The sequence below is a fragment of the Enterococcus sp. DIV1315a genome (assembly GCF_051712325.1).
GTDB lineage: Bacteria > Bacillota > Bacilli > Lactobacillales > Enterococcaceae > Enterococcus > Enterococcus faecalis.
Map to the genome: position 1 here is coordinate 933,007 of NZ_JBIOOS010000001.1, position 14,429 is coordinate 947,435.

Annotated in this window: 16 protein-coding genes; 14 read left to right on the forward strand and 2 right to left on the reverse strand. The window is 37.2% G+C overall.

Annotated features, from left to right (window positions below; all coding sequences use genetic code 11):
- Positions 1 to 59: 59 nt before the first annotated feature.
- The 11 genes from IGJ03_RS04540 to IGJ03_RS04590 all read left to right on the forward strand — a co-directional run bounded on the left by IGJ03_RS04540 (position 60) and on the right by IGJ03_RS04590 (position 9,085).
- Positions 60 to 1,352 (forward strand): UDP-N-acetylglucosamine 1-carboxyvinyltransferase, encoded by a 1,293-nt coding sequence (locus IGJ03_RS04540; protein ID WP_002357969.1) that lies wholly within the window; start codon positions 60 to 62, stop codon positions 1,350 to 1,352.
- Positions 1,349 to 2,641: a transcription termination factor Rho gene (gene rho, locus IGJ03_RS04545; RefSeq protein WP_002357968.1), complete on the forward strand. Its 1,293-nt coding sequence runs from the start codon at positions 1,349 to 1,351 to the stop codon at positions 2,639 to 2,641. The genes IGJ03_RS04540 and rho overlap by 4 nt, the downstream gene beginning before the upstream one ends.
- Before the next feature lie 100 nt (positions 2,642 to 2,741).
- Positions 2,742 to 3,011, forward strand: a complete 270-nt coding sequence (locus IGJ03_RS04550; RefSeq protein ID WP_002357967.1) for a type B 50S ribosomal protein L31 — start codon at positions 2,742 to 2,744, stop codon at positions 3,009 to 3,011.
- 316 nt (positions 3,012 to 3,327) lie between these two features.
- The gene (gene tagB, locus IGJ03_RS04555) at positions 3,328 to 4,440 is read left to right on the forward strand and encodes a teichoic acid biosynthesis protein TagB (RefSeq protein WP_425135820.1); all 1,113 of its coding nucleotides are present in this window, start codon (positions 3,328 to 3,330) and stop codon (positions 4,438 to 4,440) included.
- Positions 4,430 to 5,176 (forward strand): WecB/TagA/CpsF family glycosyltransferase, encoded by a 747-nt coding sequence (locus IGJ03_RS04560; RefSeq protein ID WP_375804685.1) that lies wholly within the window; start codon positions 4,430 to 4,432, stop codon positions 5,174 to 5,176. The genes tagB and IGJ03_RS04560 overlap by 11 nt, the downstream gene beginning before the upstream one ends.
- On the forward strand, positions 5,177 to 5,770 hold the full coding sequence (locus IGJ03_RS04565; RefSeq protein WP_002378200.1) for a hypothetical protein: 594 nt from the start codon (positions 5,177 to 5,179) through the stop codon (positions 5,768 to 5,770). It begins immediately after the preceding gene.
- Positions 5,771 to 5,822: 52 nt separating this feature from the next.
- On the forward strand, positions 5,823 to 6,233 hold the full coding sequence (gene tagD / locus IGJ03_RS04570) for a glycerol-3-phosphate cytidylyltransferase (RefSeq protein WP_002384695.1): 411 nt from the start codon (positions 5,823 to 5,825) through the stop codon (positions 6,231 to 6,233).
- Positions 6,234 to 6,371: 138 nt separating this feature from the next.
- Positions 6,372 to 7,436, forward strand: coding sequence for a DUF916 and DUF3324 domain-containing protein (locus tag IGJ03_RS04575; RefSeq protein ID WP_429861471.1), 1,065 nt, complete (start codon positions 6,372 to 6,374; stop codon positions 7,434 to 7,436).
- Entirely contained in the window at positions 7,429 to 7,641 is a 213-nt protein-coding gene (locus tag IGJ03_RS04580) for a hypothetical protein (RefSeq protein ID WP_002357965.1), read from the forward strand. The genes IGJ03_RS04575 and IGJ03_RS04580 overlap by 8 nt, the downstream gene beginning before the upstream one ends.
- A gap of 226 nt (positions 7,642 to 7,867) precedes the next feature.
- Entirely contained in the window at positions 7,868 to 8,746 is an 879-nt protein-coding gene (gene scrK / locus IGJ03_RS04585; protein WP_425135822.1) for a fructokinase ScrK, read from the forward strand.
- Between the two features lie 90 nt (positions 8,747 to 8,836).
- Entirely contained in the window at positions 8,837 to 9,085 is a 249-nt protein-coding gene (locus IGJ03_RS04590; RefSeq protein ID WP_002357962.1) for a YtxH domain-containing protein, read from the forward strand.
- A 57-nt stretch (positions 9,086 to 9,142) separates the two neighbouring features.
- Here IGJ03_RS04590 and nfsA read toward each other — a convergent pair whose 3' ends face one another.
- Together nfsA and IGJ03_RS04600 are read right to left on the reverse strand one after the other, a co-directional pair.
- The gene (gene nfsA / locus IGJ03_RS04595) at positions 9,143 to 9,877 is read right to left on the reverse strand and encodes an oxygen-insensitive NADPH nitroreductase (RefSeq protein ID WP_002360554.1); all 735 of its coding nucleotides are present in this window, start codon (positions 9,875 to 9,877) and stop codon (positions 9,143 to 9,145) included.
- Between the two features lie 83 nt (positions 9,878 to 9,960).
- Complete coding sequence (locus IGJ03_RS04600) at positions 9,961 to 10,419, reverse strand: S-ribosylhomocysteine lyase (RefSeq protein WP_002357960.1); 459 nt, start codon at positions 10,417 to 10,419, stop codon at positions 9,961 to 9,963.
- A gap of 206 nt (positions 10,420 to 10,625) precedes the next feature.
- Here IGJ03_RS04600 and IGJ03_RS04605 point away from each other — a divergent pair, with 206 nt between their 5' ends.
- From IGJ03_RS04605 to IGJ03_RS04615, 3 genes are read left to right on the forward strand one after another with little or no spacing between them, the layout of a single operon-like run.
- The gene (locus IGJ03_RS04605; RefSeq protein WP_002381968.1) at positions 10,626 to 11,693 is read left to right on the forward strand and encodes an aspartate-semialdehyde dehydrogenase; all 1,068 of its coding nucleotides are present in this window, start codon (positions 10,626 to 10,628) and stop codon (positions 11,691 to 11,693) included.
- Positions 11,694 to 11,726: 33 nt separating this feature from the next.
- The gene (dapA, locus tag IGJ03_RS04610; protein ID WP_002361644.1) at positions 11,727 to 12,599 is read left to right on the forward strand and encodes a 4-hydroxy-tetrahydrodipicolinate synthase; all 873 of its coding nucleotides are present in this window, start codon (positions 11,727 to 11,729) and stop codon (positions 12,597 to 12,599) included.
- Between the two features lie 30 nt (positions 12,600 to 12,629).
- Positions 12,630 to 14,318 carry a ribonuclease J gene (locus tag IGJ03_RS04615; protein ID WP_002357956.1) on the forward strand — a complete coding sequence of 563 codons (1,689 nt, stop codon included), beginning with the start codon at positions 12,630 to 12,632 and terminating at the stop codon, positions 14,316 to 14,318.
- Positions 14,319 to 14,429: the final 111 nt, after the last annotated feature.

Below are 14,429 nucleotides of genomic sequence, written 5' to 3' on the forward strand. Positions count from 1 at the left end.
GATAGAATGATTGGGTAGTTTATTTAGAAAACGTATATTACAGATAGGTGAGAATATAAATGAAAAAAATCGTAATCAATGGGAATCGTCCATTAAAAGGCGAAGTAACCATTAGCGGCGCCAAAAATAGTGTGGTCGCTTTAATTCCAGCTGCTATTTTAGCAGATTCGCCCGTGACTTTAGATGGCGTTCCTGACATTCAGGATGTTCACTCATTAATTGAAATTTTAGAAATTATGGGTGCTAAAATTACTTTTGAAAATAATACATTAATTATTGACCCAACAGAAGTTGTTTCTGTGCCTATGCCAAAAGGAAAAATCAATAGCTTACGTGCATCCTATTATTTTATGGGCTCACTTCTTGGTCGATTTGGGGAAGGCGTTGTCGGCTTACCTGGCGGTTGTTACTTAGGCCCTCGTCCAATTGATTTACATATCAAAGGATTTGAAGCATTAGGCGCTCATGTAACCAACGAACATGGGGCGATGTACTTGAGAACAGACGAAGCTGGCTTACAAGGAACACGAATTTTTATGGATATGGTATCTATTGGCGCTACAATCAATGTCATGTTAGCCGCAGTTAAAGCCAAAGGCAAAACGATTATTGAAAATGCTGCGCGTGAGCCAGAAATTATTGATATTGCTACATTATTAAATAACATGGGTGCAAAAGTTCGAGGAGCTGGAACGGACGTTATTCGGATTGAAGGTGTCGAAGAATTACATGGTTGTCGTCACTCGATTATTCCAGATCGAATTGAAGCTGGGACTTATTTAGCTATGGCAGCAGCTATGGGTGAAGGAATCAAAGTTCGAAATGTTATTTATGAGCATTTAGAAAGCTTCATTGCGAAATTGCAAGAAATGGGCGTTAAGATGACAATTGAAGAAGACATGATTGAAGTTCATCCGTCACATGATCTGAAAATGACAACGGTGAAAACCTATCCGTATCCTGGGTTTGCCACAGACTTGCAACAACCGTTAACGCCATTACTTTTAAAAGCGCAAGGAACTGGTGAAATTATTGATACGATTTATGCTCAACGAAATAAGCATATCCCTGAGTTGGTGAGGATGGGGGCCGATGCTTCGGTTGAAGGCAATATGATTATTTTAAATGGTCCAAATCAATTGCACGGTGCAGAAGTAGTCGCCTCTGATTTACGGGCAGGCGCGTGCCTAGTCACTGCCGGCTTGATGGCTGAAGGTACGACAACTATTTATAATGTAGAATATATTTTACGTGGGTACGACCACATTATCGAAAAGTTAACTGCTTTGGGCGCTGATATTCAAATGCTAGAAACCGAAGAACAAGAAGGTCCGTTTGAGGTGGATCAATGAGCGACTATTTAACAATGGCTGAATTGGAAAACAGTACGTTAAAAGATATTTATGCGTACGCGAAAGAGTTTAAAATTCCTTATTATAGCCAAATGAACAAAAAAGAATTGTCTTTAGCTGTGATTCGTGCACAAGCTGAGAAGCAAGGTTTTTTCTTCATGGAAGGAATTTTAGATATTGTTTCTCAGGATGGTTATGGCTTTTTGCGACCAATTAATTATGGACCAAGTGCAGAAGACATTTATATTTCTTCTTCTCAAATTCGTCGTTTCGGATTGAGAAATGGGGACAAAGTAGCTGGCAAGGCGCGTCCGCCAAAGGAATCAGAACGTTACTATGGACTCATGCATGTTGAAAGTGTCAATGGGAAAGATCCTGAAGAAGCGAAAGAGCGGCCACATTTTCCAGCGCTAACACCGTTGTATCCTGAAAAACAATTAACGTTAGAAACAACGGCTGGCAGATTATCAACACGAATGATTGATGTATTTGCCCCAATTGGTTTTGGGCAACGTGGTTTAATTGTAGCGCCGCCAAAAGCGGGAAAAACAAGTGTTTTAAAGGAAATTGCTAATGGGATTACAGAAAATCATCCTGATGTGGAATTGATTCTGTTGTTAATTGACGAGCGTCCTGAAGAAGTGACTGATTTAGAGCGAAGCGTTAAAGGAGATGTGGTTTCTTCAACTTTTGATCAACAACCACAAAATCATACGCGAGTTGCTGAATTGGTTCTGGATCGAGCAATGCGCTTAGTTGAAGACAAACGGGACGTAGTTATTTTAATGGACAGCATCACTCGTTTAGCAAGGGCCTATAATTTAGTGGTCCCGCCTAGTGGTCGAACCTTAAGTGGCGGAATAGATCCAGCTGCGTTTTTCAAACCTAAACGATTTTTTGGTGCTGCCAGAAATATCGAAGAAGGGGGCAGTTTAACTATTTTAGCCACGGCATTGGTGGATACAGGTAGCCGAATGGATGATGTCATCTATGAAGAATTCAAAGGCACAGGCAACATGGAGCTCCATTTATCTCGTGAATTAGCAGAGCGCCGTATTTTCCCAGCAATTGATATTAAAAAATCAAGTACGCGAAAAGAAGAGTTGTTAATGACACCAGAACAACTAGAAGAAACGTGGAAATTGAGAAATAATATGTCAGGAGACTCGCTGGAATATACGGATCAATTCATAAAAATGTTGAAACGGACCCAAAATAATCAACAATTATTTGAAGTTTTCCATGATGTTTCGTTTGGCAAACAAATTAAAAGAAATCCAAAAAGATAATTGCATACCAACTGAAAACATGGTAAGATAGCATTGTTGTATACCGACAAAATAACTCTGATACAGCAAATGGATCAGGGCAAAGGAGCGAAAAAAACGTATGAAACAAGATATCCATCCAAATTACCAACCAGTAGTATTCATGGATTCAACAACAGGTTTCAAATTCCTTTCAGGTTCAACTAAAGGATCTTCAGAAACTGTTGAATGGGAAGATGGCAACACTTATCCATTATTACGTGTTGAGGTTACTTCAGACTCACACCCATTCTACACTGGTCGTCAAAAATTCACACAAGCCGACGGACGTGTGGACCGTTTCAACAAAAAATACGGTCTCAAAGACGAAAACGCAAATCCAGACGCATAGTCTTTCAAAACATTGTTATGACAAGGTTTATAGAGGTTTTCCACTGTGGTGGGAAACCTCTTTTTTTGTTGGATAGGCAGTTTTAAATTCAGAGAAATTATTTAAATATTATTTTATTTAACTGAAAGTATAGCTAGTCCGTATACCGTATAATTTAAATTATTTGGATAGTATACATATTGTAAAGTGCAATTGTCTTTTTAGAATCTTTAAGGTATAATTTGTTTTAATGAGTTTATATGTAAGCTTTTTCTTTTTAAAGACTTTGATCATATCTTTTTTATAAGAAAACTATTGTTTGTGAAAGGATATAAAAGTGCTAAAACAATTGTACTTAACAGTATTAAGATGGAGACCGTACAAGCATAAAAAAGTAAAAATTGTGTACATAATGAGTTTCCCAAGAAATGATGGACATTTAATTGAACAATTAGAACAACAATATCACGGAATGATAATAGTACTTTATACAAAAAATTGTCAATCATACGCAGCATCCTTAAATCAAAAAGGCATAAAGACGATACTTTTTGATAAGAAAACTTTGTTGATTACAACGGCGATTTCATACTTGAAGTCAGCGCCGTTAATTTTTGTAGATAATTATTTTCCAGAATTGGCAATTTTAAAAAAAAAGCAAGTAGTTATCCAATTATGGCATGCTAATGGGGCTTTAAAACAGTTTGGCTGGGGTGCTTATTACACGAAACATAGAAGTAGCAAGGATCAAATCAGGTTTCAAAAAGTTTACGATAAAATGAATTATTTTATCGTTAATTCACTAAAAATGGAAGCAATTTTTAGAAACAATTATCGTCTCGAGAATGCTCAATTTTGTCATTTTGGTTCGCCGCGTCTTGCTTATCTTGAAAAATTAGAGGTAGGAGAAACAAATCAGAATAATAAAGTTTTATATGCACCAACTTACCGAGAGGGAATGAATGAAATGATGCTTGTGATAAATCAAGCAATAAAGGCTTTTTCTACTATGCCAAATTTTCATTTTTATATGAAATTACATCCATCAATCCAGTTAGATGCCATTGAACTACCGAGAAATGTTTCTATTTGGGAAAAGCATATTTTTGAAAGCTTTAGTGAAATAGGCTACTTGATTACTGATTATTCGAGTGTGGTCTTTGAATACATGCATGTTAAAGAGCAACCGAACATTTTATTTTTTTGTCCAGATTTAGAAAAATACGCATTAAATCCTGGAATTGAGCCTGATTTTTTTGAATATTTACCAGGACCGTTAGTTGAAAATGAAAAACAGTTGATTGTGGCATTGTCAAACTTTTCAATAAATAGTTATAAAGATAATATTGCTAGAATTAACGAAGAATGGAATCAATATCAGTCAAAAGAGACCATTAATAAAATAGTAGAGTTGGTAGAGAGAATCTTGGGGGGATTTTGTGAAAAGTAAGGTACGCACTGAATATATTGGGGGATTACCAGTTGACGTATTAACACATCAAGAAATTATGGATGACTTAGAAAGTTATTTCAAAGCTAAAGAGAAAATGATTGTAACTAGCGTTAATCCGCAGATTTCATTGTTAGCATTTGAACATCCAGAAGTTAAGTTATATTTGAAAAGAGCAACTCATCGGATTGCAGATGGGATAGGTGTGGTCAAGGCATCGAAGCTAATGGGTGGGTCTATTCGTGAAAGAGTTACAGGAATTGATGTCATGGATAATTTTTTAGAGTATGCAAATCAACATAAGGAACGAATCTTCTTGTATGGTGCAAAGCAAGAAGTAGTTGAAGCAGCAGCTAAAAATATTCAACGACAATATCCAGGGATTGTTATTAGCGGTATTTTACATGGCTATACAAAGAAAAAACAGCAAGAAATTGTGGAACAAATTAACAAAGCTGAACCAAGGTTTGTCTTTGTAGCATTAGGTTCACCGAAACAAGAGATTTTTTTGGAACAAACAATTGATCACCTGACAGCTAATGTATTTTTAGACGTAGGCGGTACTTTTGACGTATTAGCTGGATCAGTAAAAAGAGCGCCAGAATTTTATATAAATCACAATTTGGAATGGTTATATCGTTGTTTGACAATGAAGAGATACGATCGGTTAATGCAAATTCCTAAATATATTTATTTGACTATTAAGTATCGGAACAACAAGTCTAGGGGGCAGTAAATGATTATTTTGTTTATTTGGGAAAATGACGTAGACACAACTTTTTATATCGTGAAAATAGAGAAAGATGAGAAGTTCATTTTACGAGTACCACCTATTCACAAACTAAGTAAATTTGTTCAAAATAATCAATGGAATAGTTTGATAGAAGAATTAAGAAAATTGTCTTCATATGAAGTAACTGAGTACATAATTATAAAAAAAGCAATGCTTTTTTCGTATCTTTTTGAAGACGATAAAGAAATTGTTATTTCAAATCAAAGCGAGCGGCATCTAATAGATCAAAATGGCAAAGAATGGTTTTTACCAAAAGGAAAAGTTGCTGTAAATCAAGAGGTGCTTTCAGAATATCTTCGTTTTAGTCATTCAGATGCTGAACGTTCATTTGAGCATCAGGAACACATTTTTCGTTTAACGAAAATCAAATTATTAAAAGATAAAAATCCGTTAAAATTGCAAAAGCAGTTAAAGCAATTAAAAAAAGCTACAACAACGTCTTTCTCTATAAAATCTCTGAGTAAGTTATTACTAATTTATACTGCTACAGAAAATAAAAAATTTGATCGAAAAACCATCAAAGTCAATCAAGAGTAGCCTTTTTTCTATTCACAAAAATTGATAATTAACGAAGAAATATCAAAGTACAATGGAGGTTTTTATGAAAAAAATACTTACTTACGGCACATTTGACCTCCTGCACTATGGTCATATTAATTTGTTGAAAAAAGCGAAACAACAAGGGGACTACCTGATTGTTGGACTTTCAACAGATGCTTTTAATTTAGAAAAAAAGAAACAAAGTTATTTTTCATATGAAAAACGTAAACAATTATTAGAGGCAATTCGTTATGTTGATTTAGTTATTCCTGAAACTAGTTGGAAACAAAAAGTTTCCGATATTGCTGAATTTAAAATTGATACTTTAGTCATGGGCGACGATTGGCAAGGGGCTTTTGATTTTCTAGAAGTTGAAACAACCGCAAAGGTTCTTTATTTGCCACGAACGCCAGAAGTATCAACCACACAGATAAAAAAAGAATTATATTATAGTGAATAATAAAAAGTCTCCTTGGTATTTTTCAAGGAGACTTTTTTCAAGATTATCCTTCCCAAAGGTCAAAGATTGATCATCATTGTTTCGCTGATTTGTTAGACTAGTAAGTACATTCAGCTTTATAAAGGAGATCTTGAAGAAATGAGTAGAAAAAAAGTCGCTGTTTTCTGTCTATTTCTGTTTTTCACATTTTTTATTATTGTTCCAAAAGTAGAAGCTACAGAAGAAATGAAGACTAAATTTACAGTAACGCCTGTTTTACCAGAAAATCAAGTGTCAGGAACATCTAGTTATTATGATTTAATTCTGGCACCAAAGCAATCTTCCACTATTGTCTTAGACATAAAAAATAAGACAGACGAAAAATTGTCCATCGTATTGACTCTAGCAAATGCATCAACAAATGATAATGGGTTGATTGTGTACAATGATTTTGATAAACCACTTGATTCATCGTTAAAGGTTCCGCTGACAGACTTGGTTACTTTAGAAAATGAGGAAGTGAGTGTGCCGCCTCATCAAACAGTATCAGCAAAGATGAAGGTGAAGGGACTTGATCAGCCTATCAAAGGAGTTGTTTTAGGCGGGGTTTATGCGCATCTCAAAGATGAAAAAACAGAGGGAGAGAACCAAACAACGGGATTAACCAGTCGCTATGGGTTTAATGTTGCGATTGCCATGAGGAGTGCTGAGAATGCTCCTTTAACAGAGGTGAACCAACTGAAATTAGCGAAAGTAACACCTACAATTGCTTTAGGGGCCAAATCGCTAAAGGCGGTCATTCAAAATCCGTATGCTGCTATTTTTCCAGAAGTTCGTTTAGAAGGTCAAGTGATAAAAAAAGGATCCTCTAAAAAAATTGCACAACGGACACTAAAAAATGTTCGCTTTGCCCCAAATAGTTCCATGAATTTTCATCTTGATTTGGGCAAACAGCCGCTAGATGCTGGGACTTATATATTTACAGGACGTGCTATTTTACAACAAGATGAACAACAGTCTTGGCCTTTTCAACAAGAATTTACGATTAACACTCGTGAAGCAAAAAAATTAAATCAAGAAGCTACGGTCAAATGGGTCCTACCCACATGGTGGTTACCGACTTTCTACACGTTGTTAGTAATCACAATTGGGGCAATCTATAGTGTCATTTGGCGCAATAATTATCAAAAAACAAGCGAAAAGGAGAGTGAGAATAATGGCTAGTTGGTTTTGGTTGTCTGGCGGTTTAGCGGTTATTTGTTTTATGTTTTTCCTCTTTTCTTTGCTGACTAGTATGAGTTTTATTCAGCATGCAAAAGAACCCAGAAGTATTCTAAAAGAAACGCTTTTGAGTTGGTTAATGCTTTTACTTAGTGGTGGGTGGATTACAATCGGACTATTGTTATATTTTTCGCTAAAGAATCAATAAACAAAAAACGAGCATTCATTGTTAGATAACCGTGAATGCTCGTTTTTTTGTTTTAGGAAAATGCTCTTTAGCAACTTGCCAGATTTCATTGGGCAACCTGACTGAAATTGTTAAATTGTTCTGTCGAAACGGAAAAAAAGTGGTAAACTAAACGTGTATGTTAGTTATTTAATCAAAAGTAATGTATCCGCTTACTTATGAAATGGAAACGAAGGAGCATATTGCAATGACAGAAAAACTTTTAGGAAGTATCGAAGCCGGTGGCACAAAATTTGTATGTGGCGTTGGGACAGATGATTTGACCATCGTAGAACGTGTCAGTTTTCCCACAACAACCCCAGAAGAAACAATGAAAAAAGTAATAGAATTTTTCCAACAATATCCTTTAAAAGCGATTGGGATTGGTTCGTTTGGTCCGATTGATATTCACGTTGATTCTCCTACGTATGGTTATATCACTTCTACACCAAAATTAGCTTGGCGTAACTTTGACTTGTTAGGAACTATGAAACAACATTTTGATGTGCCACTGGCTTGGACAACGGATGTGAATGCTGCGGCATATGGTGAGTATGTTGCTGGAAATGGGCAACATACATCTAGTTGTGTATATTATACAATTGGAACTGGTGTTGGCGCTGGAGCGATTCAAAACGGTGAGTTTATTGAAGGCTTTAGCCACCCAGAAATGGGGCATGCGTTAGTCCGTCGTCATCCTGAAGATACGTATGCAGGAAATTGTCCTTATCATGGAGATTGTTTAGAAGGGATTGCAGCAGGACCAGCAGTTGAAGGTCGTTCTGGTAAAAAAGGTCATTTATTGGAAGAGGATCATAAAACTTGGGAACTAGAAGCTTATTATTTAGCGCAAGCAGCGTACAATACGACTTTATTATTAGCGCCAGAAGTGATCATCTTAGGTGGCGGCGTCATGAAACAACGCCATTTGATGCCGAAAGTTCGTGAAAAATTTGCTGAATTAGTCAATGGATATGTGGAAACACCGCCTTTAGAAAAATACTTGGTGACGCCTCTTTTAGAAGATAATCCAGGAACAATCGGTTGCTTTGCCTTGGCAAAAAAAGCTTTAATGGCTCAAAAATAACCATTTATTCGCAGTTCATGCATTATATTTGAAGGAAATGGCTAAGAATGATACTCTTATTATGTAATTAATTATTTAGGAGGGATTAGCATGGCAGATTTAAAAGGACGTTTTGACGATGCAAAAGATAAAGTAGAAGGTACTGCAAAAGAAGCGCAAGGCAAAGTTACGGATGATAAAGGCAAAGAACTTGAAGGAAAAGCTCAATCAACCTTTGCTGACGTAAAAGACAAAGCACGTGATGCCGGCGACGACCTTAAAGAAGGCGCTGAAAAATTAACTGATAAAGTTAAAGAAGGCTTTGAAGACTTAAAAGACAAATTTAGTAAAGATAAATAAAAATTAACAAAAGAGCGTGGGCTTACGTTATTTCAACGTAAGCCCACGCTCTTTTGTTTAGACATCAAATCCTTGTTTTTGCAAGAAAATTTTTACTTCTGGGCGACGATTATAAGAAAAATAGGACAAAGATTTCTGTGACCAATCCGCTGTTTGGGCGTTACTTGAGCGGCTGGCATAATAATCTTTTAATAATTCATCATATGTGTGCATATCTGTCAATTTGTCTGATTGGTAGTGATTTTCGCTTAAAATATTTTCAAAAGGCATCCGTGGTTTTACACCATTTAACGTTTCTGGTACACCGATTGTTAATCCGAAAAGTGGTACAGTTAATTCAGGCAAAGATAAGCGTTTGGCTACTGTGTCTAAGTCATTTCGAATGCCGCCAATATAACAAATCCCTAAATCCATAGATTCAGCCGCAATGGCCATGTTTTGCGCAGCAATCGTTGTATCAACGGCAGCTACTAATAATGATTCTGGTGTCTTTAAGGGTTCTAATGATTGCCCCTCTTTTGACAAAATCGTTGCATGACGATACAAATCAGCAACAAAAACATAGAACACACCAGTGTTAACGACATAGTCTTCACAATTCGCTAAACGTCCCAATTCTCTGCGTAGCTCAGGATCTTTGATTTCTATAATTGTATAAGCTTGTAAAAAATTGGAGCTTGATCCTGCTTGAGCTGCAGTAATTAACTGTTGTTTCTGCTTGTCCGTTAACGCTTGCTTTTTAAAATGACGAACGGAACGGTGACTTAGTAATTGTTCGATTGTTTGATTCATAAAAAACCTCCGTTTAAATTAAGAAAGAGAACAGAAAAACCCACAGCTTAATAGTGGGTTTCTCTGTCGTTAATTGCTAAAGATTACAGAATACGTTCAAATGGATCTAAACTAATTCCTTGGTCTAAGACGATTTTTGCGTATTCTTTCGCTGCAAATAAAGAATGATCTTTGTAGTTTCCACACTCTTTTGCAGAGACTGCTGGAACAACTTCTGTATTAATTACTTTGTTTAAAACGTTGACTAATGCATCACGGATTTCTTGTGGTGAATGTTGATCCCACATAATCATATAAAAACCAGTGCGGCAACCCATTGGCGAAATGTCAATGATTCCTTTTAATTCATCACGCATGTTAACTGCTAATAAATGTTCCAACGTGTGTAATGCGCCTGTTGGTAGGGCATCTTTGTTTGGTTGTAAGAAACGTAAGTCATATTTTTCGACTAACGCATCACCATTTTGTTCTGTGCCAGCAAGGCGAACATATGGTGCTTTTACTGTGTTGTGATCTAATTCAAAACTTTCTACGCGTGCCATGAAATTTCGCTCCCTTTATAATTAAATTCGTTTTAACTATAACAAATTTAAGTCAAAAGTCAATGGATAGTCCTTTGATGGGTAATAGTTTTAAAATATCATGGGAAAATAAAAAAATCATTTTTTTGACTATGTAGGTTTTTTCAATACTATGGTAAAATAGGACAAGTAGCTTTTACAAGAAGGTAAGAGGGGAGTATGAAAATATGGGAAAAGAATATCATGTTGCCGTGGTAGGAGCAACAGGTGCTGTCGGGACAAGAATGATTGAATTGTTAGCAGAAACAAGTTTGCCAATTGCCAGTGTGAGGTTATTGGCGTCTAAGCGTTCTGCCGGACAAGAGATTCAGTTTAAAGGGCAACCTCTTATCGTGGAAGAATTAGTCCCAGAATCATTTGAAGGAATCGATTTAGCATTATTTAGTGCTGGTGGGAGTATTTCCGAAAAGTTTGCACCAGAAGCAGTTAAGCGAGGAGCTGTTGTTGTTGACAACACTAGCCATTTTAGAATGGCAAAAGATGTTCCTTTAGTTGTTCCAGAAGTAAACCCGGAAGCCTTGAAAAATCATCAGGGAATCATCGCAAATCCCAATTGTTCTACGATTCAAATGATGGTGGCCTTGGAACCAATTCGGCAAGCGTTTGGCTTAGAACGAATCATCGTTTCAACGTATCAAGCTGTGAGTGGCGCAGGTATCCGTGCAATTAATGAGCTAAAAGAACAAGCCGAAGATTTTTTAGAGGGAAAACCTGTCAGCGAATGGTCAGCTGAAATTTTACCAGCTGGCAGTGACGAAAAACATTATCCAATTGCTTTTAATGCGTTGCCTCAAATTGATGTTTTTTCAGAAGCAGGGTATACCTACGAAGAATGGAAAATGATGAATGAAACAAAAAAAATCATGGGAGACAACAAGTTAAAAGTTGTTGCCACCTGTGTCCGTATTCCGGTAATTTCAGGACATTCTGAATCTGTTTATATAGAAGTGAAACAAGCAGATGCATCGGTCTCAGCCATCCAAGAATTAATGGCGCAAGCTCCAGGTGTAATTTTGCAAGATGAGCCAAGTGAACAACTATATCCACAAGCGCTAAATAGCGTCAACCAGAAAGAAACATTTGTCGGCCGTATTCGTCAAGACGTTGACGTGAAGAACGGTTTCCATTTATGGATTGTGTCAGACAACCTATTAAAAGGAGCTGCTTGGAACTCGGTCCAAATTGCTGAAACGCTACACGAAATGAATTTGCTTCGTGTACCTGAAAACGACTAGAAGGTTTGTATTGTATACTCGGGAGGGAATAGGATGGATTTAACGAATGCAACAATTATTACGGCAATGGTTACGCCGTTTCAAGAATCGGGAGAAATAGATTTTGATAAACTACCGCAATTGGTAGACTATTTATTGGCCAATCATACAGAAGGCGTTATTTTAGCAGGAACAACTGGTGAATCACCCACGTTAACTCATGAAGAAGAATTACAATTATTCCAGCGAATTATTGAACTGATCGATGGACGTATTCCGATTATTTGTGGTGTAGGTACGAATGATACACGTGACTCAGTCGCTTTTGTGAAAGAGTTAGCGACAATCGCTGGTATCGATGCTGTTTTGGCGGTTGTTCCTTATTATAATAAACCAAATCAAGAAGGTATGTATCAACATTTTAAAACCATCGCAGAAGCAAGTGAACTGCCAATTATTTTGTACAATGTTCCTGGTAGAACGGCTGCATGCCTAGAAGTGGAAACTACTTTGCGCTTAGCACAATTGGAAAAAATTGTGGCAATTAAAGAATGTGCAGGGTTAGATGCAATTACTGAGTTGATTGAAAGAGCGCCAAAAGACTTTCTAGTGTATACTGGAGAAGACGGGTTGGCTTTTGCCACCAAGGCACTTGGCGGACAAGGGGTTATTTCGGTAGCCAGTCATGTCTTCGGTTCGTCAATGTATGAGATGTATCAAGCGCTGGAGCAGGGGAACTTGCCGGAAGCGGCTAAAATTCAACGACAGTTATTACCAAAAATGAACGCATTGTTTTCAGTGCCTTCGCCGGCACCCGTGAAAGCGGCCTTAAATCATTTAGGTATTCCTGTTGGAAATTTACGTTTACCTCTAGTTGCTTGTACACCAGAAGAAGAGCAAAGAATTATTCGCACGTTAGAGATTTAAAGAACGTGTAATCATAGAGAGGTGAAAAGAGTGAGTACAATAAAAATCGTTCCATTAGGCGGCGTTCGTGAAAATGGAAAAAATATGTACGTTGCTGAAGTGGAAGATGAAATTTTTGTACTGGATTGTGGATTACAATATCCAGAGAACGAACTTTTAGGAATTGACGTTGTCATTCCGGATTTTACGTATTTAGAAGAAAATAGTGAACGAATTGCAGGGGTCTTTTTAACACATGGCCATGCAGATGCAATTGGGGCCTTACCGTATTTGCTTTCAAAAATTCAAGTGCCTGTTTTTGGGACAGAATTAACGATTGAACTAGCAAAACTAAGTGTCAACAGTCATGCGGAAACGAAGAAATTTAAAGATTTCCATGTGATTGACCCGCATACAGAAATTGATTTTGGTCAAGCAACGGTGAGCTTCTTTAAAACAACGCACACCATTCCAGATTCGATTGGTGTTAGCATCAAAACAAAAGAAGGTAACATTGTTTATACTGGTGATTTTAAATTTGATCAAAGTGCGATTGAGATGTATCAAACCGATTATGGCCGCTTGGCTGAAATTGGGAAAGAAGGCGTCTTGGCGCTACTTAGTGATTCATCAAATGCTGAAAACCCAGCCCAAGTTGCATCGGAAGCCCAAATCGCTGATGAGGTGTTCGACACGATTCGCTATTGGGAAGGACGAATCATCGTGGCATGTGTGGCAAGTAATTTGCAACGGGTCCAACAAGTATTGAATGCAGCGGATCGTTCTGGTCGTAAAGTCGTTTTGACAGGCCAAGATTTTGAACGGATTATTCGGACGGCGATGAAATTGGAAAAATTACAATTGCCAAGCGAAGATCTATTAGTGAAACCAAAAGAAATGAAAAAATATGCACCCGAACAGTTATTAATTTTAGAAACAGGCCGAATGGGAGAACCGATTAAGTCACTTCAAAAAATGGCTAATAATACACATGGTGTCGTTCGAATTGAAGAAGGCGATTTAGTTTATATTACGACAACGCCAACAACGGCCATGGAAACAACGGTTGCCAAAACAGAGGATATTGTCTATCGGGCCGGTGCTACGGTGAAGCAAATTTCCGACAATTTACGTGTGTCTGGTCACGCTAATCCGAATGACTTGCAATTGATGTTGAACTTAATGAAACCAAAATATTTCATTCCTGTCCAAGGTGAATACCGCCAGTTAGCTGCGCATGCGGACTTAGCACACGAAATTGGCATGCCTTATAAAGATATCTTTATTACAGGTCGTGGGGACATTCTAGAGTATACAAAAGGTAGAATGTCGGTAGCTGGCAGCACAACGGCCGAAAATATTATGATTGACGGGATTGGTGTCGGCGATATTGGTAATATCGTTTTACGGGATCGTCGTATTCTTTCCGAAGATGGTATTTTTGTGGCTGTTGTGACAATTAATCGTCGAGAAAAACGAATTGTTTCACCAGCTAAAATTACTTCTAGAGGTTTTGTTTACGTTAAAACAAGTAAAGACCTAATGAAAGAAAGTAGCAATATTGTTACAGAAATTGTTGAAAAACATTTAGAAAGTGACGATTTTGAATGGAGCAAACTGAAACAAGAAATCCGCGAAAACTTAAGCCGTTATTTATTTGAACAAACCAAACGTCGTCCTGTGATCTTACCAGTTATCATGGAAGCGACGCAACGCAAGCGTCCCAAAAATAACGCATAGTTCGTCCCGATAAAAGCAGGTGATTTTAGGAGAAATTCTTCTAAAGTCATCTGTTCTTTTTTGTAACTTTCTTCTATAAATATGGTACTATTAATCAGAGCGCTGAATAAA

What these genes read in the sequence shown, in the direction of transcription:
- IGJ03_RS04540 (WP_002357969.1), top strand. Translation starts at nt 60, where the DNA reads ATGAAAAAAATCGTAATCAATGGGAATCGTCCATTAAAAGGCGAAGTA.
- rho (WP_002357968.1), top strand. Translation starts at nt 1,349, where the DNA reads ATGAGCGACTATTTAACAATGGCTGAATTGGAAAACAGTACGTTAAAA.
- IGJ03_RS04550 (WP_002357967.1), top strand. Translation starts at nt 2,742, where the DNA reads ATGAAACAAGATATCCATCCAAATTACCAACCAGTAGTATTCATGGAT.
- IGJ03_RS04565 (WP_002378200.1), top strand. Translation starts at nt 5,177, where the DNA reads ATGATTATTTTGTTTATTTGGGAAAATGACGTAGACACAACTTTTTAT.
- tagD (WP_002384695.1), top strand. Translation starts at nt 5,823, where the DNA reads ATGGAGGTTTTTATGAAAAAAATACTTACTTACGGCACATTTGACCTC.
- IGJ03_RS04575 (WP_429861471.1), top strand. Translation starts at nt 6,372, where the DNA reads ATGAGTAGAAAAAAAGTCGCTGTTTTCTGTCTATTTCTGTTTTTCACA.
- IGJ03_RS04580 (WP_002357965.1), top strand. Translation starts at nt 7,429, where the DNA reads ATGGCTAGTTGGTTTTGGTTGTCTGGCGGTTTAGCGGTTATTTGTTTT.
- scrK (WP_425135822.1), top strand. Translation starts at nt 7,868, where the DNA reads ATGACAGAAAAACTTTTAGGAAGTATCGAAGCCGGTGGCACAAAATTT.
- IGJ03_RS04590 (WP_002357962.1), top strand. Translation starts at nt 8,837, where the DNA reads ATGGCAGATTTAAAAGGACGTTTTGACGATGCAAAAGATAAAGTAGAA.
- nfsA (WP_002360554.1), bottom strand. Translation starts at nt 9,877, where the DNA reads ATGAATCAAACAATCGAACAATTACTAAGTCACCGTTCCGTTCGTCAT.
- IGJ03_RS04600 (WP_002357960.1), bottom strand. Translation starts at nt 10,419, where the DNA reads ATGGCACGCGTAGAAAGTTTTGAATTAGATCACAACACAGTAAAAGCA.
- IGJ03_RS04605 (WP_002381968.1), top strand. Translation starts at nt 10,626, where the DNA reads ATGGGAAAAGAATATCATGTTGCCGTGGTAGGAGCAACAGGTGCTGTC.
- dapA (WP_002361644.1), top strand. Translation starts at nt 11,727, where the DNA reads ATGGATTTAACGAATGCAACAATTATTACGGCAATGGTTACGCCGTTT.